General features: G+C 46.3%; 29 protein-coding genes. 14 read left to right on the top strand and 15 right to left on the bottom strand.

The annotated features are described in order from the left end of the window. Positions 1–185: 185 nt before the first annotated feature. Complete coding sequence (locus QUB70_RS00490; protein ID WP_332977771.1) at positions 186–323, bottom strand: hypothetical protein; 138 nt, start codon at positions 321–323, stop codon at positions 186–188. 318 nt (positions 324–641) lie between these two features. On the opposite strand from QUB70_RS00490, the gene msrA reads away from it, so the two are divergent. The 4 genes from msrA to QUB70_RS00470 all read left to right on the top strand — a co-directional run bounded on the left by msrA (position 642) and on the right by QUB70_RS00470 (position 2,905). Beyond that, positions 642–1,337, top strand: coding sequence for a peptide-methionine (S)-S-oxide reductase MsrA (msrA, locus tag QUB70_RS00485; protein WP_332977770.1), 696 nt, complete (start codon positions 642–644; stop codon positions 1,335–1,337). A 135-nt stretch (positions 1,338–1,472) separates the two neighbouring features. Then, positions 1,473–1,778 carry a hypothetical protein gene (locus tag QUB70_RS00480; RefSeq protein ID WP_332977769.1) on the top strand — a complete coding sequence of 102 codons (306 nt, stop codon included), beginning with the start codon at positions 1,473–1,475 and terminating at the stop codon, positions 1,776–1,778. 170 nt (positions 1,779–1,948) lie between these two features. Next, positions 1,949–2,290 carry a YtxH domain-containing protein gene (locus QUB70_RS00475; RefSeq protein WP_332977768.1) on the top strand — a complete coding sequence of 114 codons (342 nt, stop codon included), beginning with the start codon at positions 1,949–1,951 and terminating at the stop codon, positions 2,288–2,290. A gap of 33 nt (positions 2,291–2,323) precedes the next feature. Continuing rightward, entirely contained in the window at positions 2,324–2,905 is a 582-nt protein-coding gene (locus QUB70_RS00470) for a DUF948 domain-containing protein (RefSeq protein ID WP_332977767.1), read from the top strand. A 452-nt stretch (positions 2,906–3,357) separates the two neighbouring features. Here QUB70_RS00470 and QUB70_RS00465 read toward each other — a convergent pair whose 3' ends face one another. Beyond that, positions 3,358–5,148: a cellulose-binding protein gene (locus tag QUB70_RS00465; RefSeq protein ID WP_332977766.1), complete on the bottom strand. Its 1,791-nt coding sequence runs from the start codon at positions 5,146–5,148 to the stop codon at positions 3,358–3,360. A gap of 558 nt (positions 5,149–5,706) precedes the next feature. Here QUB70_RS00465 and QUB70_RS00460 point away from each other — a divergent pair. Both QUB70_RS00460 and QUB70_RS00455 read left to right on the top strand, forming a co-directional pair. Beyond that, positions 5,707–5,931, top strand: a complete 225-nt coding sequence (locus QUB70_RS00460; RefSeq protein WP_332977765.1) for a DUF433 domain-containing protein — start codon at positions 5,707–5,709, stop codon at positions 5,929–5,931. After that, entirely contained in the window at positions 5,931–6,299 is a 369-nt protein-coding gene (locus QUB70_RS00455) for a DUF5615 family PIN-like protein (protein WP_332977764.1), read from the top strand. Before QUB70_RS00460 ends, QUB70_RS00455 begins: the two co-directional genes overlap by 1 nt. Here QUB70_RS00455 and QUB70_RS00450 read toward each other — a convergent pair. From QUB70_RS00450 to argB, 7 genes are all read right to left on the bottom strand, one after another. Continuing rightward, positions 6,275–6,418, bottom strand: coding sequence for a hypothetical protein (locus tag QUB70_RS00450; RefSeq protein WP_332977763.1), 144 nt, complete (start codon positions 6,416–6,418; stop codon positions 6,275–6,277). The genes QUB70_RS00455 and QUB70_RS00450 overlap by 25 nt on opposite strands. Before the next feature lie 10 nt (positions 6,419–6,428). Next, the gene (locus tag QUB70_RS00445) at positions 6,429–6,734 is read right to left on the bottom strand and encodes a type II toxin-antitoxin system RelE/ParE family toxin (RefSeq protein ID WP_332977762.1); all 306 of its coding nucleotides are present in this window, start codon (positions 6,732–6,734) and stop codon (positions 6,429–6,431) included. Further along, positions 6,731–6,985 (bottom strand): type II toxin-antitoxin system ParD family antitoxin, encoded by a 255-nt coding sequence (locus QUB70_RS00440; protein ID WP_332977761.1) that lies wholly within the window; start codon positions 6,983–6,985, stop codon positions 6,731–6,733. The genes QUB70_RS00445 and QUB70_RS00440 overlap by 4 nt, the downstream gene beginning before the upstream one ends. 148 nt (positions 6,986–7,133) lie before the next feature. After that, positions 7,134–7,574 (bottom strand): DUF7689 domain-containing protein, encoded by a 441-nt coding sequence (locus QUB70_RS00435; protein WP_332977760.1) that lies wholly within the window; start codon positions 7,572–7,574, stop codon positions 7,134–7,136. After that, complete coding sequence (locus QUB70_RS00430) at positions 7,567–8,055, bottom strand: hypothetical protein (RefSeq protein ID WP_332977759.1); 489 nt, start codon at positions 8,053–8,055, stop codon at positions 7,567–7,569. The genes QUB70_RS00435 and QUB70_RS00430 overlap by 8 nt, the downstream gene beginning before the upstream one ends. Before the next feature lie 214 nt (positions 8,056–8,269). Continuing rightward, on the bottom strand, positions 8,270–8,431 hold the full coding sequence (locus QUB70_RS00425; RefSeq protein ID WP_442927668.1) for a hypothetical protein: 162 nt from the start codon (positions 8,429–8,431) through the stop codon (positions 8,270–8,272). A 77-nt stretch (positions 8,432–8,508) separates the two neighbouring features. Then, positions 8,509–9,420 carry an acetylglutamate kinase gene (gene argB / locus QUB70_RS00420; RefSeq protein ID WP_332977757.1) on the bottom strand — a complete coding sequence of 304 codons (912 nt, stop codon included), beginning with the start codon at positions 9,418–9,420 and terminating at the stop codon, positions 8,509–8,511. Between the two features lie 246 nt (positions 9,421–9,666). On the opposite strand from argB, the gene QUB70_RS00415 reads away from it, so the two are divergent. Continuing rightward, on the top strand, positions 9,667–10,458 hold the full coding sequence (locus QUB70_RS00415; RefSeq protein WP_332977756.1) for an HAD family hydrolase: 792 nt from the start codon (positions 9,667–9,669) through the stop codon (positions 10,456–10,458). Between the two features lie 83 nt (positions 10,459–10,541). Here the strand turns inward: QUB70_RS00415 and mreD are convergent, their stop codons facing one another. From mreD to QUB70_RS00400, 3 genes are all read right to left on the bottom strand, one after another. Further along, complete coding sequence (gene mreD, locus QUB70_RS00410) at positions 10,542–11,108, bottom strand: rod shape-determining protein MreD (protein WP_332977755.1); 567 nt, start codon at positions 11,106–11,108, stop codon at positions 10,542–10,544. Beyond that, entirely contained in the window at positions 11,105–11,911 is an 807-nt protein-coding gene (gene mreC, locus QUB70_RS00405; RefSeq protein ID WP_332977754.1) for a rod shape-determining protein MreC, read from the bottom strand. The genes mreD and mreC overlap by 4 nt, the downstream gene beginning before the upstream one ends. A gap of 87 nt (positions 11,912–11,998) precedes the next feature. Further along, entirely contained in the window at positions 11,999–13,036 is a 1,038-nt protein-coding gene (locus QUB70_RS00400; RefSeq protein ID WP_332977753.1) for a rod shape-determining protein, read from the bottom strand. Between the two features lie 296 nt (positions 13,037–13,332). Here QUB70_RS00400 and QUB70_RS00395 point away from each other — a divergent pair, with 296 nt between their 5' ends. The 6 genes from QUB70_RS00395 to QUB70_RS00370 all read left to right on the top strand — a co-directional run bounded on the left by QUB70_RS00395 (position 13,333) and on the right by QUB70_RS00370 (position 18,533). Further along, entirely contained in the window at positions 13,333–13,692 is a 360-nt protein-coding gene (locus QUB70_RS00395) for a single-stranded DNA-binding protein (RefSeq protein ID WP_332977752.1), read from the top strand. A 47-nt stretch (positions 13,693–13,739) separates the two neighbouring features. Beyond that, entirely contained in the window at positions 13,740–14,261 is a 522-nt protein-coding gene (locus tag QUB70_RS00390; RefSeq protein WP_332977751.1) for a tetratricopeptide repeat protein, read from the top strand. Positions 14,262–14,622: 361 nt separating this feature from the next. Continuing rightward, positions 14,623–15,927, top strand: coding sequence for a TldD/PmbA family protein (locus QUB70_RS00385; RefSeq protein ID WP_332977750.1), 1,305 nt, complete (start codon positions 14,623–14,625; stop codon positions 15,925–15,927). 290 nt (positions 15,928–16,217) lie between these two features. After that, positions 16,218–17,042, top strand: coding sequence for a DUF3153 domain-containing protein (locus tag QUB70_RS00380; RefSeq protein WP_442927660.1), 825 nt, complete (start codon positions 16,218–16,220; stop codon positions 17,040–17,042). Positions 17,043–17,243: 201 nt separating this feature from the next. Beyond that, positions 17,244–17,633, top strand: a complete 390-nt coding sequence (locus QUB70_RS00375; RefSeq protein ID WP_332977748.1) for a LapA family protein — start codon at positions 17,244–17,246, stop codon at positions 17,631–17,633. An 87-nt stretch (positions 17,634–17,720) separates the two neighbouring features. After that, positions 17,721–18,533 (top strand): segregation/condensation protein A, encoded by an 813-nt coding sequence (locus QUB70_RS00370; RefSeq protein WP_332977747.1) that lies wholly within the window; start codon positions 17,721–17,723, stop codon positions 18,531–18,533. Between the two features lie 130 nt (positions 18,534–18,663). On the opposite strand, the gene QUB70_RS00365 is transcribed toward QUB70_RS00370, so the two are convergent. Beyond that, entirely contained in the window at positions 18,664–18,822 is a 159-nt protein-coding gene (locus tag QUB70_RS00365; RefSeq protein ID WP_332977746.1) for a hypothetical protein, read from the bottom strand. A gap of 26 nt (positions 18,823–18,848) precedes the next feature. Here QUB70_RS00365 and QUB70_RS00360 point away from each other — a divergent pair, with 26 nt between their 5' ends. Beyond that, positions 18,849–20,015, top strand: a complete 1,167-nt coding sequence (locus QUB70_RS00360; protein ID WP_332977745.1) for an NDP-sugar synthase — start codon at positions 18,849–18,851, stop codon at positions 20,013–20,015. Between the two features lie 101 nt (positions 20,016–20,116). Here QUB70_RS00360 and speA read toward each other — a convergent pair whose 3' ends face one another. Both speA and QUB70_RS00350 read right to left on the bottom strand, forming a co-directional pair. Further along, positions 20,117–22,126, bottom strand: a complete 2,010-nt coding sequence (speA, locus tag QUB70_RS00355) for a biosynthetic arginine decarboxylase (protein ID WP_332977744.1) — start codon at positions 22,124–22,126, stop codon at positions 20,117–20,119. A 770-nt stretch (positions 22,127–22,896) separates the two neighbouring features. Beyond that, positions 22,897–24,048: a helix-turn-helix domain-containing protein gene (locus QUB70_RS00350; RefSeq protein ID WP_332977743.1), complete on the bottom strand. Its 1,152-nt coding sequence runs from the start codon at positions 24,046–24,048 to the stop codon at positions 22,897–22,899. Positions 24,049–24,337 lie beyond the last annotated feature (289 nt).

The raw sequence follows: 24,337 nt of genomic DNA, 5'->3' as shown, positions 1-24,337 counted from the left end.
CCCTTACAACTAATAATCTACATCAACCCTTTCTTTGATCTAATAAAAAAAATGTAGATTCTAGTTGACCGTTGAGCGGGGCGGGTTTACGAGATTGTTTGTTTTAGGCATAGATGCTTGGTAAAACCGGCCCTGACGCAATCAGAAATGATAGTTGATTTTTCAGGTAAAGTTAAGAGTAGAAATCAAGCTGCTGCTAGCTGTGGGTATTCCGCTGCTTTCGGCAAATTCTGATTCACAACAATCCATTTCCCTGTAATCGGGTCGCGGTAAGTAATAAACGGATTGGATTTTAAGGGTTCACTGCAAGGTTTAGCTGCCATTTGTACATACTCCCAAAACCTGGTATTGAATAACTACTACAACACCATACGTTTAATCATCGGATGTTTTGCCTAAAATCTGCGTGATTTATACCTGAACAATAGGTGATATTTTAGGTATGGTTTGGTGACAGCGAGCAGCGGTCTAATGTGATTGAAAACTGCGTTGGCAGTGAGCAGTATCACCAAAAAGCCTCCGCAAAAAGAATCGACCTTCTGGCTTTTACTTTCTACCTTCAAGAGGGCGACTATTTTTAGTGTATATCTGATATTATTAAGTAAGGTAAAGACGTTTATCAGAGATCCCCTCACAAACTTATGGTGCTATTTGGATTTGGCAAAAAGTCGAGCCTGCCCTCTCCCCAAGAGGCATTACCGGGACGCGCAGAGTCGATGTCGGTACCGGCAAGTCACTTTGTTAACGGCAATCCGCTCAAACCTCCCTTTCCAAACGGTATGGAGACTGCCGTGTTTGGCCTGGGCTGTTTTTGGGGAGCAGAACGCAAATTTTGGCAGCAAAATGGAGTTTTTTCGACTGCTGTTGGCTACGCGGCCGGGATTACTCCGAATCCTACTTACAACGAAGTTTGCAGCGGGATGACGGGACATAATGAAGTAGTTCTGGTTGTATTCGATCCGAAAGTAATTAGTTACGAAACGCTGCTCAAAGTTTTTTGGGAAAGTCACAATCCTACTCAAGGAATGCGTCAGGGCAATGATTCTGGTACTCAGTACCGATCGGGAATTTACACGTATTCAGCTACCCAAATGCAGCAAGCTGAAGCTTCGCGCGATGCTTACCAGCAGGCTTTGACGGCGGCCGGTTACGGCAAGATTACCACTGAAATTATTGAGGCTGCTGAGTTTTATTACGCAGAAAGCTATCACCAGCAGTATCTTGCTAAAAACCCGAACGGTTATTGCGGTTTGGGCGGTACTAAGGTTTGTTTGCCGGACACTAAGACGGCGGTTGAAACCGCGTCTACACAAACGATGTCCGCCTCCGCGGACTGAAGATCGGACGTACGGTTGAAACCGCGTCTACACGAACGATGTCCGCCTCCGCGGACTGAAGATCGGACGTACGGTTTCAACCGCCCGGTCTTCTACAAAACGCGGAATATGTTATTAGTTGAAAATAGGTGAGAAATGCTGGCTGGTGTGGTAATTATCAATCTACTAATATCTCTTGTCTGTTTTTATATCGCTGCGAAGGTGTGGAAAATCAGGCGGACGATCGCACGTTTGGAAATTCGGCTCGCAGTAATCGAACGCTTTAGCAGCAATGTCCTCAGTATGTCGCCGGATTTCCTTGGTAACAGGCAGCAAGGTGCCCGCCAACTGCGACGGCGCTATCAACAAATGGAATTGCAACTGCAACAGGTTCAGCAACTTTTGGGATTGCTGGGTTTGGGACGGATGCTTTGGCCCAGGCGCGATCGACCTTTGAGGTAAGCTATCCTAAAACTGCTGCAAATTTTGCCCTCTCTACCTGCGGACTGATGGCAGCAGCAAATCGCCGCCTCTGGTAGAAATCCAGAATTATCGAGAATATTTCTACCTTTGTAAAGGGCTGCGATCGGGCAAACGTGCCTAAAATTGGTGTATGGAGAGAAGTTATAAAAATGTCAACTAAACGTTCAGGATTATTTATTGGCGGTTTGCTTGTGGGTTCTGCGATCGGGGCCGTGACTGGGTTGCTGATGGCACCGCGACCGGGCAAGGAGACGCGGCAGATATTGAAAAAATCGGCCGATGCTTTGCCGGAGTTGGCGGAAGATTTATCGACTAGCGTGCAGTTGCAGGCCGATCGACTTTCTGAAACTGCCATCCGAAATTGGGACGAAACTTTGATTAGACTCAAAGAGGCGATCGCGGCAGGTTTGGAAGCGACTCAGCGGGAACGCCAAACGCTGTCGGAAACTGAAGCCGAAGTGAGTCCGCCGCTGCGCCCATCCGCTAAATGACGTGAAATTCCCAACCCTAAATCCCAAATTCCAGTGAGTGACCCTATATTCTGGCTAGGACTTTCGATTTTGCTAGTGGCGGTTAGCCTGACTGCTGTTTTAGTGACTTTAATACCTGCGGTGCAAGCATTGACGCGGGCTGCGCGCAGCGTGGAAAAGCTCGCTGACACACTTTCTCGCGAATTTCCGCCCACTTTGGAGGCGATTCGGTTGACTGGGCTGGAAATTAGCGAGTTGACGGATGATGTCAGCGAGGGTGTACAAAGTGCGGGCGAGGTTGTCAAACAGGTCGATCGAAGTATTGGTAGCGCTAAAAAGCAGGCGCAAAACGTGCAGGTAACTACTCGCAGCGTGGTGACTGGGGTTATGGCTGCTTGGAAAACTTTAACTCGGAAGCCGCCCGTGTCGGGGACAAATCGCCGATCGACCGATCGATTGTCGCCGAGTCACAGAAGTGCGATTTCGCTGAGGGATTCGGGTTTGGAGGACAGGTATTCTGGGGGTTACGGTGCGGCTGCGAGTAATGGCGAATCGCCGCAGTTAAGGAATAGCCAGGGTTCTGGTTTGGCGGGGGATGCTGAAGAATTTGAGCAAGTGCGATCGAACGATTCTTGATTGCACCCAATTCCTCATCATCCCTCCACAGCCAGTAGTATTTGTAGGGTGTGTCGCCATCAACCATCCCCAAAAAAAGATAGCAAATCTCATAGCGACGCACCAATCGACAATATTTGAATAAAAAAACATCAATACTCCGGACAGTTTTTGAGACCGAGGCTGAAACCCTCATTCTACCGTTAGCATTTGACCTCACTGAGAAGGCTGAAACCAGCATTCTGCCGTTAGTGATTGAAAACTGTCCGGACTATTGAACATAACATTTGTTTTGTAGCAAGACTCTTGCAAATTGGCATTAGTACAAATAATGCGTGTTTTCCTTTCGTGACGCACCCTACACAATTCCTCAACTTCCCTCCACGGCACAGTATCAGCCTGTAGGTGCGTCAGTCTTCAGGTTAGTACGAAAAATGTACGTTTTCCCCACTGACGCACCCTACCAATTGCGATCAACTTCCCTCAACAGCACAGCCATCCCACCAGCAAGGATTCTTATCAATAAAATCCATCAAAGCATCATACTTAGGCGAACCCTTTTGCTCAACATACTCCAAAGCCCCCCAACTTCCCCACTTACCAAATCCACCCACGTCCACAAAGTGCATGAAAAGACTGCCTCCAGCTTGTTTCCAACTATTGAGTAATTGGGTGTACATATCATACATTTCTGGACGCCTATTTAATTCCATAAAAAACTCAGTCAGTTTTTCGTTATTCTCCACTCCGCCCGTACCTACAATATGTTGACCGCCCTCGTAAACAAATAACTTGATACCTTTTTTTTGAGCCACATCTAAGAAATACTTAAAGTCACTATCAACATCTGGCAAACTATCTTTTAAACCAGGAAGTAACCCGCCCTCTTTTAATTGCTTAAAAGCTTTGCCAAACCCGCCATCGGCGTCATTTAACCAAGATTCTACTGTGCTGACACCTTCTTTCCCGCCCAAGTTGCCGCTAAAATATCCCGCTATAGCATAGGCATCAATGCCATGTTGATAACAAGGTTTATTGCCCTCAGCTACCCAATAGGGACAATCTAAAGCATAATCTCCTAACTCTCTCCAAGCTCTTTGAGTTCCTAACACGCAGACAACTCGATTCTTTTGATCCCCAAAGACGCCTTTCCAGATATCGCACATTTGAGCAGTACGCATTCCGTACCATTGCATAAAAGCATCGCCTTTATCTCCCCACTTCGCTTTACCTTGTTCCAAAGCATAATGCGATTGTGGAAATGACCAATTCCACACCTCATTAGAATACTCTACATAAACTTTCAACTTTGGATCTAAACTATCTTTTACCATTTTAGCAAAGTTAGTCATATATTCATCCGTAGCCTGATGCGGCATATTAAGCCAGGGTTCTGCTTGGACTTTGTTAGCTAAATTCACCATAACTTCTATGGGAACATTTCCTCTGTAAGCATAGGATACGCTCTCTGGTTTAGGTCGGTTTGACCAGTCTTTTTGTTCCGAACCATTTGTCCCCATCCAGTCCATAAAACGCAAGACTCTAAATTTTTTAATCTTTTCTATAAACAGCGGGTTAAATATTTCACCGCTTCGCTCAAGCTGTTCATCTTGGGAGCGAACAACTTTAATATTCCGGATATAGTTCCCTGTTTTCTTGGGATCGGTAGCAGTAATTATAATCATGATGCCTCCGCCTTGTGTGGCATCCACATTAATGATATCCCTCCCGGGTTTCGACGCAGCCTCATCTTTTTTGGCATCATAGGTATATTCGATCGCACCTTCACCCTCATAACTAACAATATATTGCCCTGAAGGATAGCGATTGGGGATTTCCCTAAGTAATAGGGTACTTACTCTAGTATATTTAGGAGCATCTTCGGGAGATGGGAGAGACTTCACCCACCCATTTTCATCAAGATTTAAAAGATTATATTCTTCTGTATCCCATTCACCTTTACAGTTTGGTTGTCCGCTGACGCATTGAGTTATCCATTGTCTAGAAGATTTGAAAGTATCTAAAAAGGGTAATTGTGTGGAGTAGTCAGCAATACCGTGAAGCCCAACTCCTAAAGAAGAGCGAGAATTTGATGTATTTTGTACATCTGCACGCACAGCTACTTTGTTATCTACTTGCCGTGCTGCTGTGGGAGCAATCTTAGTTGTTAAAGCCCAGCATCCGGGAATGAAAATGACAAAAATTAATAAACCAATGACAAAGCCAAGAGCTTGATTTTTTGACCGTACATTTAATCTAGACATAGATTTGACTATTTTGATTTTTGCAGGTAAAATCGGAGCGGGTGAGACAGTTTTATTTGTGATATTTTATAACAAGGCATCGCGGGCGAGAAACCCGGTTTCTATGAATTTTTGCGATTACTAACGATAAATCTAGGAAGAAACCGGGTTTCTGAGGCTAGCGTGGGTGCATTTCTGATATTTTATCATAAATCGCCCATCTAACCATTTTTATCCAAATCTTCTTTTTTCGGAGTTTCTGAAGTTGACGGAAATGTAAGTTGAATATTAAAATCGGCGTTGCTTAATCAGGGTATGAAAAAAATAACTTGAAAATCCCGAACTTTTGTGGATACTGGTTTCTCTGACTTGCATATTTAGCCCTTCATACCCTAAATCAGCAACGCCGAAATAAGTTGCTTGATGATTACTTCCTCTCAATAGCCCCTTTTATCCAAGCGATCGCCCTTTTCCCCCAAACAACCAAAAAGTTCGATCGCCTTTCCATGTCGAATCCCAAAGGGCGATCGCCATTCCCTAAGTTAAAATATAACTTATCAGATTCAGAAAGGACAAGTTATGCCTGTAAACTGGAGAGAACATATCGTTAGTACCCCCGATGTACTGCGAGGTAAACCAAGAATCAAAGGAACTAGAATTCCCGTTGGTCTGATTTTAGGATATTTAGCATCAAATAACACTGTCGAACAAATCATGGACGAGTTTCCAGATATCGCCAAAGAACAGATAGCTGCTTGTCTTGATTATGCTCGCGATTTGTCTGATTTTGAAACAGTTGCCTAATGAGTTTAAGATTGTTCATCGATCAATGCGTTCCTAAGTCTATTATTCAAATTCTTCGTGATACCCAGCATGAAGTTTTTGTATTGGGAGATTACATCCCAATTGAATCTCCCGATACTATTGTCATTGCCAAAGCTCAGGAATTAAATGCAATACTTGTTTCTCTCAATGGAGATTTCGCAGATATTGTGACTTATCCGCCAAGTTCATATCAGGGAATCATTTCTATTCAACTGAAAAATCACCCGGAAATTATTCCTCAATTGATGGCAAGGCTAACAGAATACTTATCATTGCACGATAGTGAGGAGCATTATCGAGGTAAATTACTACTGGTAGAAGTTTACAGAATTCGCATTCGAGAGTAAAAATTGATAGCGATCGCCTTTTCCCCCAAATAACTAAAAGGGCGATCGCCTTTCCCATCCCGAATCCCAAAGGGCGATCGCCCTTTTGTTCCGAAAGTGCGATCGCCATTCAGATCCATCCAACACCGATTAATCTTCCCCTAACTCTGAAAACAATAATACCAAATCTCGATCGCCACGCACCACGCGAGCAATATCAATCCCGTCCGATCTGGGGTAGTAAAAAATCAAGTAATCCCTAACAATAAATCCCCGTAAATTGGGGGAAAATATCTCATAGCGTTTCCCCATATTGGGAAATTCTGCCACAAGTTTACATTTTTGACGGATGGCATCAAAAAGCTCGCTGGCAGCCTTAGAACTATTTCGAGCAATGTAGTCACAAATCTCATTCAAGTCTCGCACAGCTTCATCAGAAAATGTGTAACTGTTCATACCTCTGACTGTTCTATGCGATCGATCTTTTCTTGCAGTCTGGCAAAAACAAGTTCCCCATCAGTCACTTGTCCCTTAGCAATTTGTGCACTTCCCACTGCTATTTTCTCACGCAGTTCTTCGATGTGTCGTTTTCGTTCTCTCAAAAGCGCGATCGCTTCTCCAATGATTTCTTCAACACTGCCATATTTCCCACTTTGCATTTGCGCTTGAATAAACTCTTCGTATTCTGGTTTGAGGACAATATTCATCTAATTGCTCCTTATAAAGCGATCTTTATTATAACTTAGGCTCAAAGCTTGCTGAAAAAGCGATCGGCTTAGTCGCGATCGCCCCTATCCCATCCTAAATCTCACGCGAGCGAGATCCCTTTCAGTCCCAAAGCGCGATCGCCCTTCCCTAATTTATGGCACGTTTAAGAATTTGACCGACAACTCCGTACCTGTCGCCTGTCAATCCATCCAGTTCGTGTTCAATATCTTCTAACCAGCCAAGTTTACTTGTCCACTTACCATTAGGTAATTGTCGGGCTGCATGAGTTGGGATACCGCTAGAGTCAACATATATTGCTATTTTCTGATATCCAGCTTCTAATGTATCGTCATTACAAATTTCATATCCCAGCGTTTGATAAGCCTGAATATAGGCTTCTAAAGTCTCCTCTTGCGGCACGCCTTCGGGCCAATAAAATTGCTTTCCCGGTATGGGTTGCCACCAGCGATCGTCTTCTCCAGCAGCCCACGCAAAGCAGTTATATTCCTGTGACTTTCGGCTAGTAACTTGATAATCAGTGCCAGACAAATTTTGCCATTTAATTTCAAGTTCAGGTCTTCTATACATTCTCTTCAATCGAGTAGCCTTGATTTCTACCCCACTCAATCCAAGCTGATGCCATCTGTTTTACCCTTCCCTTTTGTTCTGGTTTAACCGGATTTTCACCCGTAATTGCACTCAACGCTGCTAACCAATAAAGGGGATTTTTTTTCAATTCCGATAGCAACAGCGGCACGATTTTAGTGCCCATACTAATAATTTCCTGATATGCAGGATGCAGAGACATTTGAGCCGTCGAAGACATCCCCGCAACTTCACTCTGCCATTCCGTAGCAAGAGCATAAAATTTGTCAACTACCTCTGTCGAGATTTCCGCATTTTCCTTGAGGATATCTTGAGCGGTATTTGGGGAGGAAACTTCTCGTTGTGCGATCGAGCTTTCAATGCTCATCAAGACTAATTCTTCGATCGATACATTCATCTGTGCAGCGAGTTGTTGTAATTTCAGCAGGCGCTCATCTGAAATGGCGATCGTGATGGTATTCATCAGGCTTACAAACTAGGATGATTTCTTAAGTGTAGCAAATAAATCATCGATACAGGGTTGACAAAGTGCGTGAATGGTGGATATCCCGAGCGTGAATCGGCTTTTTATTCCAAAAGTGCGATCGCCCATCTCCCATCCCAAATCTCACGCGAACGAGCTCCCTTTCTTCCAAAAGTGATCTCGCCTTTATGTAACTTCTATTCTCCTCACATTACTAAGCAACTGCGAGATCGTATTGCAAAAGTAAAATTTCATCTGCTTTCAAAATAGCCATAGCATATTCAATCCCTTGACTATCAGCAAACTCCATTAAATACTGACATTGCTTTCCCGTATCATACACTTCAACAATAGTTTCCACAAGTCCTGCTGGCAAACTAGAAAGCGATTCTATGGACGGGTAAAGTAAGGATTTACCCTTTGACTTACCCGCCCCAAGCTCCAATTTACCCCTTACTTATTCCTTAACTTCGGGCTGCTAAACTCAGAAGCAACAATCATCGACCCAATCCCCGCATCCGTAAATATTTCTTGCAGCAAAGCATGAGGAATTCGACCGTCAATAATGTGAGCACCATTCACACCCTGAGCCAAACTCCGCACACAACAATTAACCTTCGGAATCATTCCCCCAGACACAACTCCCGACTCAACCAACTGTCTCGCTTCCTGAATATCTAACTTAGCTATCAGACTCTCTGGCTTGTGATAATCCTCCAAAATTCCCGCAGTATCAGTCATCAAAATCAACTTTTCCGCTCCCAAACCAGCCGCAATTTCCCCAGCCACCGTGTCAGCATTAATGTTGTAAGATTGACCGTGTTCATCCGCCGCCACGCTCGACACCACCGGAATATAACCGCTGTTCACCAAAGACTCCAAAATCTGGATTTTCACGCCGCTGACTTCACCAACAAACCCAATTCCCTCGCGGCCGTCCGGACGAGCTTGAATCAGATTGGCATCCTTGCCGCACAATCCCACTGCTTTGCCGCCAGCTTGGTTGATTAACGAAACAATTTCCTTATTTACTTTCCCCACCAAAACCATTTCTACAACTTCCATCGTTGCCGCATCAGTCACTCTCAAACCATCCTTGAATTGCGGCTCAATTCCCAATTTTTCCAGCCAAATATTAATTTCCGGGCCGCCGCCGTGAACCACAACCGGACGCATACCCACGCAAGCTAGCAGCACAATATCCCGAACCACCTTGTCTTTGAGAGTGCTATCTTTCATCGCCGCACCGCCATATTTGACCACAATGGTACGACCGGTAAAGTGTTGAATGTAAGGCAGTGCTTCGGACAGCACTTCTACTCGATTAGTGTCCGAATTCCTAACAAAATCGCTTTGTTTGAGCATGGGTAAATTACAAACGACTAAAAACTTAATTCTAAACTTTAATGGCTAAAGCACATATTAACAGCCACAAAAATCACTTTTTCCCTGAATTTTATCGACGCGCAGGCTCGATCGCCCTTATTGAGCCCAATCCTCTAAATTTTCATAGGTTTTTTTAATAAAATAATTAAAAATTATGTATTATAACTTATACATTTTTTGCTAAAGTCAAGAAATGTATAGCTCCTTTGATTTACTTAACGTTTTATGTTAACTGTTGTCGCCCCCGACTCCGAAAACCTTCAGTACAAGCTAGCATCAGAGGCTGACTCGTCCCCCCGGATGACGGTATTTTGCGATTTAGACGGGCCGATCGTCGATGTGTCCGATCGCTACTACGCCACCTATCAACAGGGATTGGCCGACACTCAAGCAGCTTATCTGGCTAGGGGAATCAACCTCAACCTCCAAATCCTCAGCAAACAGCAGTTTTGGCAAATGAAACAAAACCGAGTGCCCGATGCTGAAATAGCTAAAATTTCCGGCTTGTGGGGAGAAGAAATTCACGTTTTTCTCGGATGCGTGAGTCAGATTGTCAATAAGCCAGACTTGTTGCACTTAGATCGCCTCCAGCCGGGAGTGCAATGGGCGATCGGACTTCTGCACTCTCGGGGCGTCCGACTGATTTTAGTCACCCTGCGGCCGAGAAATCAAGCCGTTCAACTGTTGCAAAATTACGGTTTAGCCAGACTGTTTACCTGCATTCGCGGAACTCAGATGCCGGATGCGGCTTATCACAACTATACAGCCTTAAAAACCGAATTATTGGCTGAAGTTGCAGAAGAATTTGAGTCATCCCTAGGTTCGGCTTGGATGATCGGAGATACCGAAGCAGATATCCTCGCAGGACAAGCATTGGGAATACCCACAATAGCCGTTACCTGTGGCATTCGCAGCCGCTCTCAACTGCAAAAGCACCAGCCTAATTTCATTCTCAGCGACTTGATTATTGCCGTTCATCACTTATTAGGTTCGGCGTCACAAGTAATAGTGGACTGACAACTGTTAACTATTACTTGTGACTGTTAACAGTTGACCAATGACTGTTAACAGTTGACTAATGACTGCTGACTAATGACTTACTAAGATTTTTCTAAATTCCTCGTCATTTCCCACAAGCGATTCAGGGGAAAATAAATCACCGGAGCCCAAAGACTGCTGAGAATAGCAGAACACAAAGCCACTCGCTGGTGATCGCTCCAAATTTCCAGTAAAGCCCGATCGCCCACAGCCAAAAATTGAATCCCCATCACCGTTTCCGCTACCACCGCCATCCCAAACACAATTAACGCGATCGGAATCGGATCTCTCTCAACAATATCTACCGGAATCGACCAGGTTTTCAGCAACAGAACAGTTAAGACTCCGACAATAACTAGACTCACAGCGTGGGTGGGATGAGGAGCCGTCATCGCATCTTGAAGAAACCCCAAAACCAGGCCCATGCTAGCAGCTCCCCAAACTGTACGTTTCCGCTTAATACTCCAAGCTACCAACCAAATTAACAGCCAGTTCGGGCTAATTCCCAGCAATTCCGTTCCCGGCATCCGAGTGGGCAATATCAGTATGCACAGCATCACAGAAACAAATGTAACTGCGAAATTGAGAAATGGGCGCGATCGCGAAGACATCCGAGATAAAGCCTTCATTGCTGCTTTGCTCCCCCAGATGGTGCAGAAGATCGATCCTGCGAAGCCTTTTGTTCGGCTTGCTTAGAGTGAGGGTAAACCACCGCCCACTCCAGAGAATTCATCGGTGCAGAAAACTCAACAACAGCTTCTGGAGCCGGAGTTTTATTCAGATCCACCGAAACCACTTTTCCCACCGGCAAACCAGGAGGGAACAACTGACTGAAAGAAGAAGTTGAAACCACATCCCCAGGCTTTACATTGGGAACATTATCAAAAAACTCCATCACAGCCTGATTTTTGGCTTTCCCGCGCATAAAACCCATGTGGCGAGTGCGGGTAATTCCCACACCCAATTGACTCGTAGGGTCGCTGACTAACAGCACCAAGCTAGTATTAGGAGTAACGCTGACAACCCGACCTACCAAACCGCCGGGGCCCATCACAGTAAAATCTGTTTTGATGCCATCGTTACTGCCGCGCCCCAAAGTTACTTGCTGCCACCAGTGGTCGGCGCTGCGACCAACAACAGGAGCTACAATCCCTTTAGGTTTCTGAGCCGAAACGTAACCTAAAAGCTCTTTTAGCTTCAGATTTTGAGTTTCTAATTCTAATAGCTGCGCTTGCAATTCTTGAGTGCGCGCCGAGATGAGCTGCTCTTGCCCCGAGCCGTTGGCTTGAAACGGACGAGTCACAAAATTGTAAACTTCAAACAGTGCAGCACCTTGTGTTTGTCGAACTCCCCAAGCGGCAGTTACAGCTAAACCTAAAAGGGCAATTTGCAGTCGCAGATCCCACCACCTGCGGAGTGTGTTTTTTAGCATAGTTTCAGTAATCTAAAATTGTTATGTCAGGATTTTAGATTTTAGATGGCAGCCCTATTTCTAAATCCAAAATCCCAAATTTGTTAACTACATATTGCGCGACGACTGCCCGCTGAAAACCCGTTCCAACTGTTTGTTTTCCAATACTCTACCAGTTCCCAAAACCACGCAGCAAAGCGGATCGGCTGCCACGTGAGTGACAATTCCTGTTTCGTGACTGATCAGAGTATCTAAACCTTTCATCAGCGCCCCGCCGCCGGCCAGCATAATTCCCCTGTCAATAATATCTGCTGCTAATTCCGGGGGGGTGCGTTCCAAAGTACGCTTGACAGCTTCCACAATTACTGAAAGCGGTTCCGACATACTTTCGCGAATTTCTGGGCCTTTGATCGTAACAGTTCGCGGCAGACCGGAGAGCAAGTGCAAGCCCCGCACTTCCATCATCACGTCGTCATCCTCGGTCGTTGGATATGCAGAACCCACCTGAATCTTAATTTCTTCAGCAGTGCGTTCGCCGATTACCAAATTGTGAACTTTTTTCATGTATTGGACGATCGCCTCGTTGAGTTCGTCGCCGGCTACCCGCACAGATTCGCTGATCACCGTACCTTGCAAACTCAAAACCGCAACTTCGGTCGTGCCCCCGCCGATATCTATAATCATATTGCCCGTCGCCTCAGCAACAGGCAGTCCAGCTCCGATCGCCGCAGCGATGGGTTCATCAATTAACCGCACTTCTCTAGCACCGGCCTGAGTAGCCGCCTCAATGACAGCACGCCTCTCCACTCCGGTGACACCGCTGGGGATGCCAATAATGATCCGCGGCGAAACTAAGGTTCGGCCTTCGTGAACTCTGCGGATAAAAGTCTTTAGCATCAGTTCGGCCGTATCGAAGTCGGCGATTACCCCGTCGCGAAGCGGGCGCAGTGCTATGACGTTCCCAGGCGTGCGCCCGAGCATTTTTTTGGCTTCTTCTCCAACAGCCAGCGGTATTTTTAAGTCTTGGTCGATCGCCACTACAGAAGGTTCTTGCAGAACAATACCTTTGCCAGATACATAAACGAGCGTGTTAGCAGTACCGAGGTCGATACCCATATCTCTAGAAAATCGATTGAGAAGACCCACTGATTTGTACCCCCCCCCAAAACTAAAATACTATTGTGTGCAATAATGTTGTTACAAAAGTGTAACCGAGGTGGATTCTATTACGTTTTTCATCCTGAGTCTAGTCAGAAATGTACATTGTCGAGCACAGGTTGAGCGGAAACTCGCCAATCATCCACGATCAATATGTTCTGGTAAGTGGGTGTAAAATCAGGATGAAGCCCCGATCGGTGTCGTTGCAAGTTCAGTTTGGATGCAATGGCGCGGATCTAAGAGGTTAACTACACCACCGATCGACCACATTCCCGAAAAAGTTTATGAGTCTTAATGTTGTGACTTTAGTAGGCCGCGTCGGCGGCGACCCGGACGTGAAGTATTTTGAGTCGGGTACAGTTAAGTGCAAGTTGACGCTGGCAGTGAGAAGACGATCGACCAAGACCGACGAACCAGACTGGTTTACTCTAGAAATCTGGGGCAAAACAGCGCAAATCGCTGCTGATTACGTTCGCAAAGGCGCTCAAATTGGGGTGACAGGCTCTTTGAAGTTCGATCGCTGGCAAGACCGCAGTACAGGAGCTAATCGCTCAATGCCAGTAATTAGAGTAGACCAGTTAGACTTGCTGGGTTCCAAACGCGACAACGAGTCGGGTATGTCGCAAAACAACAGCGAGTTCTAGCGTTGGGGGAATTTGGGAACTAATATTTGTGAATTTGGTGGGCGCTGGTGACTTCAGAAAAGTTAGAAATTGTTCAAACTGAGTACCAAGCTGGGCAAGTAGCTTTTGAGAGCGGCCGGTACGCTCAAGCCGTCCAGAGTTTAGAAACAGCCAGCGGTTTAGTCGATCGAAATTCCCGGTTGGGCGGCGAGGTGCAGATGTGGCTAGTGACAGCCTACGAAGCCTCTGGCAATACAGAAAGGGCGATCGAGCTTTGCCGCAAACTCACCCGCCATCCCCGCCAAGAAACCCGCCAACAAGCAAAGCGCTTGCTGTTCATTCTTGAAGCGCCCAAGCTCAGCATCCCTGACGAATGGACAGTAAAAATTCCCGATTTGGCAGCTTTAGATGAAAATCAATCAATCAGTTTTCAAGCCAATCCGAACGCTGATATCAAGTACGCTACACCCAAGCCAGCCGTACCAGAGCCTGTAGATTTGAGTCAGGTTAATACCAAAGATAATCAATTTATCTGGGTTTCATTAATGGCGATATTTTTTACCTTAGCCGGCTTAGCTTGGTTGAGTTAAGTAGAAGGAACTTCGGCAACGGATTCGCTCCACGAATGTAACCGATGGGTGAAATATTTTTGTATTTATCATCGCCAGAGAAGGAAGTTAGGCAACGAGCAATGTACGGGATTTAACGGATTTAACGGATGGTGAAATTGGATAGAAGCAAGAAGAGACAAGATTGCATTTATTCACAAATTATCTTGAAATTATCTGCGTTAATCTGCGTTAATCTGCCTGACATCTGCGGTTGATATATTTAATCTAAAATTTATGCAATAAGTCTACAGAATCAGTCATTATAAAATTTAAAATCGTCAGCCTGCCAGCTAACAAAGCTAAAATAAAAAAAAGACCAACCTCAAAGGCTATTATTATTGTGAGCGATTCTACCATAGAGCAGATTTTGAAATTGGCATCTCAACGCGCGGATGCCGCTGAAGTATACTACCTGTCGAGCCAAGACACGCCGATCGAATTTGAAAACAATCGCCTCAAATCTCTCCAAACAAAAGCACTGCAAGGCGTAGCACTCCGGCTGATTTACAAAGGCAAAATCGGTTTTGCCAGTTCCACTGATTTAACGCGGATAGACGATTTAGTAGATGCAGCGATTCAAACAGCCGAAATCGGCGACCCCGCAGAATTTGAACTCGCCTCCAACTTCCACCTAAAAGGCCCGGAAACCACCTACACTCCGCCCACAACTCAAGAATTAGTCGAAAACGGCAAAAACCTCATCGAGCAAGTTCACGTCTACAATCCCGATATTATGGTAGATGTAGGCTTTCACGTCCGCAGCGGCCGCGTGAAAATTGCCACGACGCAAGACGTATATGCCGAAAGAAGCAGCCAAATAGTCAGCGGCTCGATCGCAGGCAATTTGGTCAAAGGAGAAGACTTTATGCAAGCATACAGTTACGATGTCGCGCGCGATCGGCCCCTCGATACCAACAGCATCCTCGAATCACTCCTTGAAAAATACCGCCTCGCCGAACATTCAGCCACCATCACCAGCGGTTCCTACCCAGTATTATTTACCCCCAGAGCCGCCGCTAGCACCCTCGGCAGCCTGTTTGATACCATCCTTTCAGGTCAAGCAGTAGTTCAAAAAGCCTCTCCCCTAGCCGACAAAATCGGCGAAACCTTATTTGACGAACGCTTTACCTTTTTTGAAGACCCCACTTTAGGCCCTTCTACTTGTCCCTTTGACGACGAAGGTACGCCCACCACCCGCAAAGTCTTGATAGACAAAGGTACTGTCACCGGATTTTATTGGGATCGCAGGTGGGCCGCCCGCGCAGGTGTACGATCGACCGGCAACGGTTTTCGCGGCGGATTGTCTCGCCCAGGCCCTGATTTGACTAACTTTTGCATTTCCCCAGGAAATACCGCCACTCAAGACTTGATTGCTAGCATGGACGAAGGGCTCATGGTAGAGCAGGTTTTAGGTGCCGGTCAGTCCAATCAGTTAGCTGGAGAATTTTCTGTCAATTTGGACTTAGGCTATAAAGTAGAAAAAGGCAAAATTGTCGGCCGCGTCAAGAATACAATGGTGGCAGGCAGCATTTTTGAAGCGTTTAAAAATTTGGCAGATTTGAGCAGCGAAGCCGAATGGGTAGGCGGTGCAGCCTATTTGCCGAGTATCCTGTTTCAACACTTGGGTGTAGCTTCGAGGCAATAAGTTCAGTGCGGTTTTACTCGTTACCAGGCTCTGCCTATTGGTAACAACTTAACATTAAACGTAATACCGGTCTGCTGTTTGATGATTAGGCTCAGATCCCCCCTGACCCCCCTTAAGAAGGGGGGAACCGGAAATGGATCGAAGTCAACCCCTACTCCCCTTATTAAGGGCGATTTAGGGGGATCTAGACTCGGCTGTGAACCAGAGATACAAAGGTTTCAGGCTTAAGTTGTCACCAATGGGTTCTGCCTGGAAACCAATTAACAGTTAAAAAATACAATAAAGGTAAAATGAAGCACCAAATTGTCAAGGATAGAATTGGGAACAAGAAAAAACATTTTTTCTTTCTTTTACCTTTGGTTTTTTGCCTTTTAACTCTAGTGACTGGATGCGTTCAGTACGATGTCGGGGTTAACTTTGAGAGTCAAACTCGCGGCGAAATCGTGCAGCACATTAAGCTGGGGGAAAGGTTGACGAGCTTCAGCAGCGAAACAGTTGCAGAATGGTTGAAAAGCGTAGAACGCCGGGTGAGGTTGCTGGACGGAAAAACTAAACGGCTTTCCGATACAGAAGTTCTAGTGACGATTCCTTTCAATAATGGAGCCGAGTTGCAAGACAAGTTCAACCAATTTTACAATCCGATCGCACAAACCGCAAAATCTCGGGTTGCAAGTCCCCTAGAAACCGATTTGCCGAAGTTTGAATCTCACCTGAATGTCAAGCAGAATAATTTGTTATTGGTGCTGCGAAATCAGTTGAGTTTGGAATTGGATTTGCGCTCTCTTTCTCTGCTTTCCTCTAACGGCAGTCTCCTGCTGAGTCCGGGGGGACTTTTGGAGCTAGACTTTAGCTTGAACACGCCTTGGGGTGCCGAAAGTATTGAAACTGTCGCCGGTGCGCTGGTTCCCGAAAGCTATCAGCAGGGAAAACAGTTAGTTTGGAAGCTCAAACCCGGGGAAGTTAACTATTTGGAGGCAATATTCTGGATTCCGAGTCCCGTAGGAATTGGGGCGCTGATTATTGCCTTATTTGTGGCTGCGGGCATTGCTTTGAAATATCAAATATTGCCAGCACTCGGAATCGGCAATAAACCGCAAAACATCGGCCAAACCTAAACAGGATATGTTCGCTTCGGGGCGGGTTTACTCATATATTCAATAAATACTATGAACCCCAATAAACTCGCCCCTCTCCCGGATATTATGGTTGATTGACCAGATTTGATGTTATCAAAAAAACTGGGAGGATATGCTAAAAAAAGTTGACAAATGGCTAATAGTTTGCTTAATTTGAATTGATAATTAGGAACAGAGAAAATGCGAGCGCTAAATTTCTTCTTCATCTTTCTGATTTGCTTGGCTCTAGTATTTTTCAGCATCGAAAATACACAGCCGACCGCGATTCAAGTTATCCAAGGCGTCCAAGTTAAAGCTCCGCTGTGCGTAGAACTAATTATGGCGACCGGATTGGGAGCCGTTTTAGCGTGGCTGTTCAGCTTGTGGTCGAGAATGCAGCGAACGCTCGCGTCCCGCCAAGAAATCCGCCAAGTTCGCGAAAAACAGCAGCGGATTCAGGAATTAGAACAAGATATCGAACGCTATAAAGCAGAAGTAGAAGCCAAACAACCTTTGTTAGAAAGTGCAGAAACCACAAGTTTAGACACAGCAGCGGCCGAGGTCAAAACTGCTGAAATGACGGCCAATTAAATTGATAGGATCTCTCGTTTTCGGAGAACACCAATCTAAAATCTAAAATCTAAAATCTAAAATCTAAAATCTAAAATCTAAAATCGAATGGCCGTTTCCAGAGACCAAGATGGTTTAGAAACGATTTCTGAGGGGATCGCAATTTTAATAGACTTAGCAGAACGGGGAGAAATCGATCCTTGGGACGTTAAGGTAATTGAAGTGTTCGATCGATGTTTGAGCAAGCTTACAAACGCCTGCGATGGCGATGCGAGTAAGGATTTCTCTGATTTGTCCCACTCCGGCCAAGCGTTTTTGTACGCTTCCATGCTGGTTTTGCTCAAAGCAGAAAGTATCGTCCTCTGCGAACCCCCCGCGAATCCCGAGTCGGACGAGGCGACAGTCGAAGACGCAGAGCACTCAGGCGGGCGACACTTGCCGCAGCATTTAGAGCGGCAATTGCGCCGTCGCGGTGTAGCTCAACTACCGCAAAAACGCCCGGTGACTCTCCCAGAACTGATCGAGCAGTTGCAGCTAATGAAAGCAGCAATGGAGCAGACTGTTACCCCCCGGCGCCGCCCTACCTCAAAAATGCGATCGCAAGCGGCTCAGGCTATCTTTGAGCTAGCTCACCAAGAAAATCTCGTGGAAACTGCTAGCGAACTCGAACGGTTTCTGGCTCAGCGGGGCCAGGAAATTGACGAGGGTTGGCTGGACTTGGACAAATTGCTAGAACTCTGGCATCATAACGATTTGCACTCCTCTGTTGACCCAGAACTCCCGCTATCGACTGGGGAAATTCCCTTGCCAAATCATGACCGTGTGGGTATTTTTTGGGCGCTGTTGCTGCTGTCGGCTCAGTCTAAAGTAGAGTTGCTTCAAGAGGAGTTTTATCAAGACCTCAAAATCCGGGCGCTTTGAGCTTGCAGGGTATTAGGTTCTCGGGCGAAACTAATAACTGTGCCGCTGCGTCGGTTAAGATTCCAGGCAGAACTTAAGCTCGCCAGCATTCTGCTGCTGAGTCTCGAATGTGGAGAGCGGGAGTGCGAAGTTATTGCTGATTCGAGATTCCTGGTTTCTTAAATGCAGGTAAATTGGGGATAAATGATTGATAGCCTGGTACGATATCGCCTGTAAAAAGGTCAGGATTTTGCCGCGATCGAACCGATCGATCGCAACCGCTAGCATCTAATTGTTGAGTTGATATCAATTAACAGAGGGTTGAGGAAGTTAAGAATGAAAGCGATGATTCTGGCGGCAGGTAAAGGCACTCGCGTCCGTCCCATTACTCAGACAATACCCAAACCGATGATTCCCATCCTGCAAAAGCCAGTGATGGAGTTTTTGGTTGAATTACTCCGCCAGCACGGATTCGACCAGATTATGGTCAATGTTTCCCATTTGGCAGACGTGATTGAAAACTACTTCCGCGACGGTCAAAAGTTTGGGGTACAAATTGCCTATTCTTTTGAAGGGCGAATTAAGGAGGGAGAACTGATTGGAGAGGCTCTTGGTTCGGCTGGTGGCATGAAACGAATTCAGGACTTTTCTCCGTTTTTTGACGATACGTTTGTGGTGCTGTGCGGCGACGCTTTGATTGACTTGGACTTGACTGCTGCTGTGAAGTGGCACCGGGAAAAAGGGGCGATCGCTACTATTGTAATGAAATCAGTTTCCCGCGAGGAGGTTCCCAGTTACGGAGTGGTGGTAACAGACGATTCTGGCAAAATAAAAGCTTTCCAAGAAAAACCTTCTGTAGAGGAAGCTCTGAGTACCGACATTAACACTGGTATTTATATTTTTGAACCGGAAATATTCAATTACATCCCTTCGGGCAAGGAATACGATATCGGTTCGCAGTTATTCCCCGCGCTAGTAGCAGCAGGCGCGCCTTTTTACGGGATTAGCATGGACTTTGAGTGGGTGGATATCGGCAAAGTTCCTGACTATTGGCGAGCAATTCAGAGCGTGTTGCTCGGACAAGTTAAAAATGTTTCGATTCCGGGAATTGAAGTGCGCCCCGGCATTTACGCTGGTTTGAATGTAGCTGTGAACTGGGATAAAGTTGATATTACTGGGCCTGTTTACATTGGCGGGATGACGATCATTGAGGATGGAGCAAAAATTATCGGCCCGACAATGATCGGCCCGAATTGTTGGCTTTGCAGCGGGGCGACTGTGGAAAACAGCGTGATTTTTGAGTATTCCCGTTTGGGCCCGGAGGTGCGGTTGGTTGACAAACTGGTGTTCGGGCGCTACTGCGTTGATAAAACCGGGGCTGCGATCGATTTGCAAGCGGCGGCTCTCGATTGGCTGATTACTGACGCTCGCCAAGTTTTACCGACTCAACACGGAGAAGAGCGGCGGGCGATCGCAGAAATTCTCGGTAGTCATCCTGAATAATTGGTAATTGCTCAAGGTAAGGTGCGCGCTGCGCACCCTACTTTTACGGTTATTATCTCAGCTTTCAATTCTGGCAACGTGCTTAGGTTGCACCCTACATTTCACGACTGAAGATAAGTATATTGGCCCAGACTCCGCTCGTAATTTTGCAGCAAAAGTTGGGCTTCGGAAAGAGAAATTTTATTTTGCTGCAAAGCTGCTTCTGTCTGACGGCGGATGCTTTCAACCAAACTTTCTGCATCGTACTGTACGTAGCTGAGAACTTCTTTCATAGTGTCCCCTTTCACAACGTGTTCGATATGATAGCCAGAAGGCGTTAGCTGGATGTGAACTGCATTTGCATCGCCGAATAAGTTGTGAAGGTTGCCCATAATTTCTTGATAAGCACCTCCCAAAAATAGCGCCAAATAGTAGGGTTCTCCAGGTTTGAGAGTATGCAGCTCCAAAACAGACTTGACATCTCGCAAATCGATAAATTGGTCGATTTTGCCGTCGCTGTCGCAGGTTAGATCCGCTAAAATACCGCGCTGAGTCGGTTCTTCGTCTAGTCGGTTAATTGGCATAATTGGGAACAATTGGTTGATTGCCCAACTGTCGGGTACTGACTGAAAAACAGATAAGTTGATGTAATAAATGGATGCCATCACCTTTTCTAAGTCTTCCAAATCGTCGGATACGTATTCTTTCTGCCGCGCGATCGCCTGTATTTTATCGCAGCAAGCCCAGTACAACTGTTCGGTTTTCGCCCGTTCCGCAATTCCCAAATAGCCTAAGTTAAATAAACTGACTGCTTCTTCCTTGAATTGGATGGCATCGTGATAAACTTCTTGGTAATTTTCGGGAGTGATCGATTGGTAAATTTCGTAAAGATTGCGCGGAATTTGGTGCGCGTTTTCTTCTACTGGTTCTGGTACTTCTCTGGGGACATCGCTAGTACCGAGTACGTCAAAAACTAACACTGATTGGTGAGATGCGATCGCCCGCCCGCTTTCGCTAATGATAATTGGAACCGGGATTTTGCGCTCGTCGCAAGCATCTTTCACCCCCGCTACTACGTCGTTAGCGTAGTTTTGCATATTGTAGTTTTTGGAAGCGTGGAAGTTTGTTTTAGACCCGTCGTAGTCAACGCCGAGTCCGCCGCCTACATCCAAGTAGTTCATATTAGCTCCCAATTTAGCTAATTCTACATAAATGTGGCTGGCTTCTCGGATGGCGTCTTTGATGACGCTAATTGAGGAAATTTGAGAGCCGATGTGGAAGTGCAGTAACTGCAAACAATCGAGCATTCCAGCTTTTTCTAGTTCGCCGACGGCGCGGATAATTTCAGGAATTGTCAAGCCAAATTTTGCCCGATCGCCCGTGGAACCTCCCCAGCGGCCAACGCCTTTGGTAGTGAGTTTTGCCCGCACTCCCAAAATCGGTTTAATTCCTAATGCTTTGCTTGCGGCGATGGCGAGTTCTACTTCCTCAATTTGCTCCAGCACAATTACGGAAGTTTGCCCTAGCCGCTGCGCCAAAATTGCGGTTTCTATGTATTCCCGGTCTTTGTAACCGTTGCAAATTAACAAAGCGCCCGGGGTTTTTAAGGTAGCCAAAGCTATCATTAATTCTGGTTTCGAGCCGGCTTCGAGTCCGAAGTGATGGGGTTGACCGAAACGCACCAAATCTTGAATTAATTGTCGGTGCTGGTTGCATTTGACTGGAAAGACACCGCGATAGACATTTTTGTAATTGTAGCGGGCGATCGCTCTGGCAAAACACGAATTTAAGCGATCGATCCGGTCTTCCAAAATATCAGCAAATCGAATCAGCAGAGGCAAACCCAAATTTCGCTGTTTTAGGGATTCTACCAGTTCGCACAAGTCGAGGGAACCGCCGCGATCGCCCTTGGGAGACACTGTAACGTGACCGGCGGCGTTGATCGAAAAATACGGTTCGCCCCAACCTTGAATGCGGTACAGTTTCTCGCTATCTTCGATCGTCCAAGATTTTTGTGGCAGTTGAGCAGCCGTTACCAAAGCAGTGTCTGGTGCCGCCAAACTCGTGACTGTTTGCGGCTGAGTAGATAGCGGATCGATCTCCAAGGGAGCAGCGGTGGCAGGGTAACTCATCTTGTCAGAAACCTCGAAGTGACTGGTCGAATAGATAGTTTATCAAAAATTTGGGTTTAAAACCCCGTCTTTTTAGGACGGCTTTAATTCATCAAGATTGTAGTACCCAGGATTGATAAAAATATTTAATATTTTTAAAATTTAGTATAATAAACCGCGACGTGACGCGAAGTGAAAAGACTAAGCTGTGTTGCATCTAGATTGCCTATGGTATTAGAGAGGGGGAGAAGGGGAGAGGGGGAGAGGATTTGACGATTTTCGATCGGGACTCGAAATATACAATTTAAATGCACAACAGCTTAGACCAACTAAAAAACTATGCTAGATGTTTAATGTGGGTAGCGAAAACCACATTAAACATAGCTAGGGTAGTTAACGCAACCCAAAACCAGAAAAATAAAACCTGTCAATCCATTGTACCGTAGGGCATACGGGAACAAGAGAAGTAATTCTTTAACGCTTGGGGAGATCGGCCCTCTGGAGTTGTCTGAGTTAGGCTCGGAACTTGGTTCTATCGAACGGGTTTTTGGTTTAAGTAGTGCCGAAAGGATAGGTAATTTAAAGGTGGATCGGCGAACCAAGAATCCCCACGCCTTGATAGCTGGGGAGTGTCAGCGCACATATCGGGTTTCCTGATGTACTGGAAAATGCACTTTTGATGCTGTGGGACGATCGATATTAAACGTAAAACGATCTCGCGCGTTAGAGCCCCGACTTCTTAAAGAAGTCGGGGCTCTGGTGTTCTGTTTTTTTTAGGTTGTCAAAAAAGACTAACCAAAAATCACCTCCGGCGGCGCCATGTCAGCCCCCACAATCATTCCCCCATGAGTGTTAGACTTCTTCAAACCCGGTTGAGGTGCTTTTTGTGGGGTCTTCTGAGCCGGTGCAACTGAGGCTGGCGGTGTCACCTGCATTGGAGGTACTGCTTTTGCCCCAGGCACCACGGGTTGCTGGGACAGCCAACCCAAACCCCCTACAGCCCCAGCCATCACAGCGGTGTAGCCGAGGTACAAATGCACCGTACTCATTTGAAAGCCTTCGGCAGAATCGGAGTCGGGAACAGATAAATACGAATTCAGAGTTTGGCTGGGATCTGGCTTGGGCAAAGCATCCGCCATAGCATTGCCGTTGAGTCCCACAGCATCGCCGATCCGGCGAATAAAACCTCTAACGTAAATATCTTGCGGCAATTTCTCGATTTCCCCATTTTCGATCGCTTCGATGTGGTGCAGCGGCACGAGAGTTTGACTGTGGAGTTGCTGGAGGGATAGTCCGCGAATTTGCCGTCCCTTGCGCAATTCTCTACCCAACTCGCACAGGCACTCTTTCCGCTGTTGAACGGCTAAAGCTGCTGTTTCTTCCTTGGTGAGTTTTTTATGATTCTGGAGAAAACCGAATCCTGGGAAGGATTTTCTGGGGACGATGACAGTTGCAGGTGCAGCCGACTCGACTTGAATTTCGTCTTTTGGCGCTTGTTTGTTTTCTTCTGAAATGTAAGTGTCTCGATCGACATTTTCAGTGTCGGACTCGGTTTTGGGGGGATCTGCCAAAGAAGCGCTGCGCCAATAGAAAACAGGAGCAGGTACTGGCGGCTCTAATTCTCTAAATTCTGTCACCGTCCCAATGGCGGGACTTACAGTAGCCAAACTCTCTTCGGCTACTTGCGCTTCAATTTTGTTTTGTTTGCCCAATCGATCGAATGCGAGCTTGACGGCTTCTCTGCTAACTGCTCTAATTAAAATTTCGGCAGCGGAGGCGGCTTCGCCCAACATTGTTTGCAGGCTAGCTAGAGCGTGGCTGTAGGTGTCGCTACAGAGGAGTTCAGATTCTATTTGACCGAGGACAGAACGAAAACTTTCTTGTGAAATTTCAATAGTTGCGTGATCTGTCACCCCAAAATAAGCCTCGGGTTTCAGTGCCATGATATTTATGTTGTCTTGCTAGAAGGTATCTGAGTAGGTTCTTCGACAGGTTGGCAGTGATTCCGGATGTCGGTTGGGGGAGTAAGGGAGGGGGAGAGGGGGAGAGGGGGAGAGGGGGAGAGTGGGGGAGGGGGAGAGGGGGAGAGGGGGAGAGTGGGAGAGGGGGGGAGTGGGAGAGTGGGAGAGTGGGAGAGGGGGAGAGGGGGGGAGTGGGAGAGTGGGAGAGGGGGAGAGGGGAGAGTAGAAATTCCCGATTACCGATTCCCAATTCCCAATTACCTTTTTACCG

Source organism: Microcoleus sp. A003_D6 (assembly GCF_036702825.1).
Classification (GTDB): Bacteria; Cyanobacteriota; Cyanobacteriia; order Cyanobacteriales; family Microcoleaceae; genus Microcoleus.
Note: the sequence above shows the minus strand (reverse complement) of the source record. Positions and strands in the feature narration are given on the sequence as shown.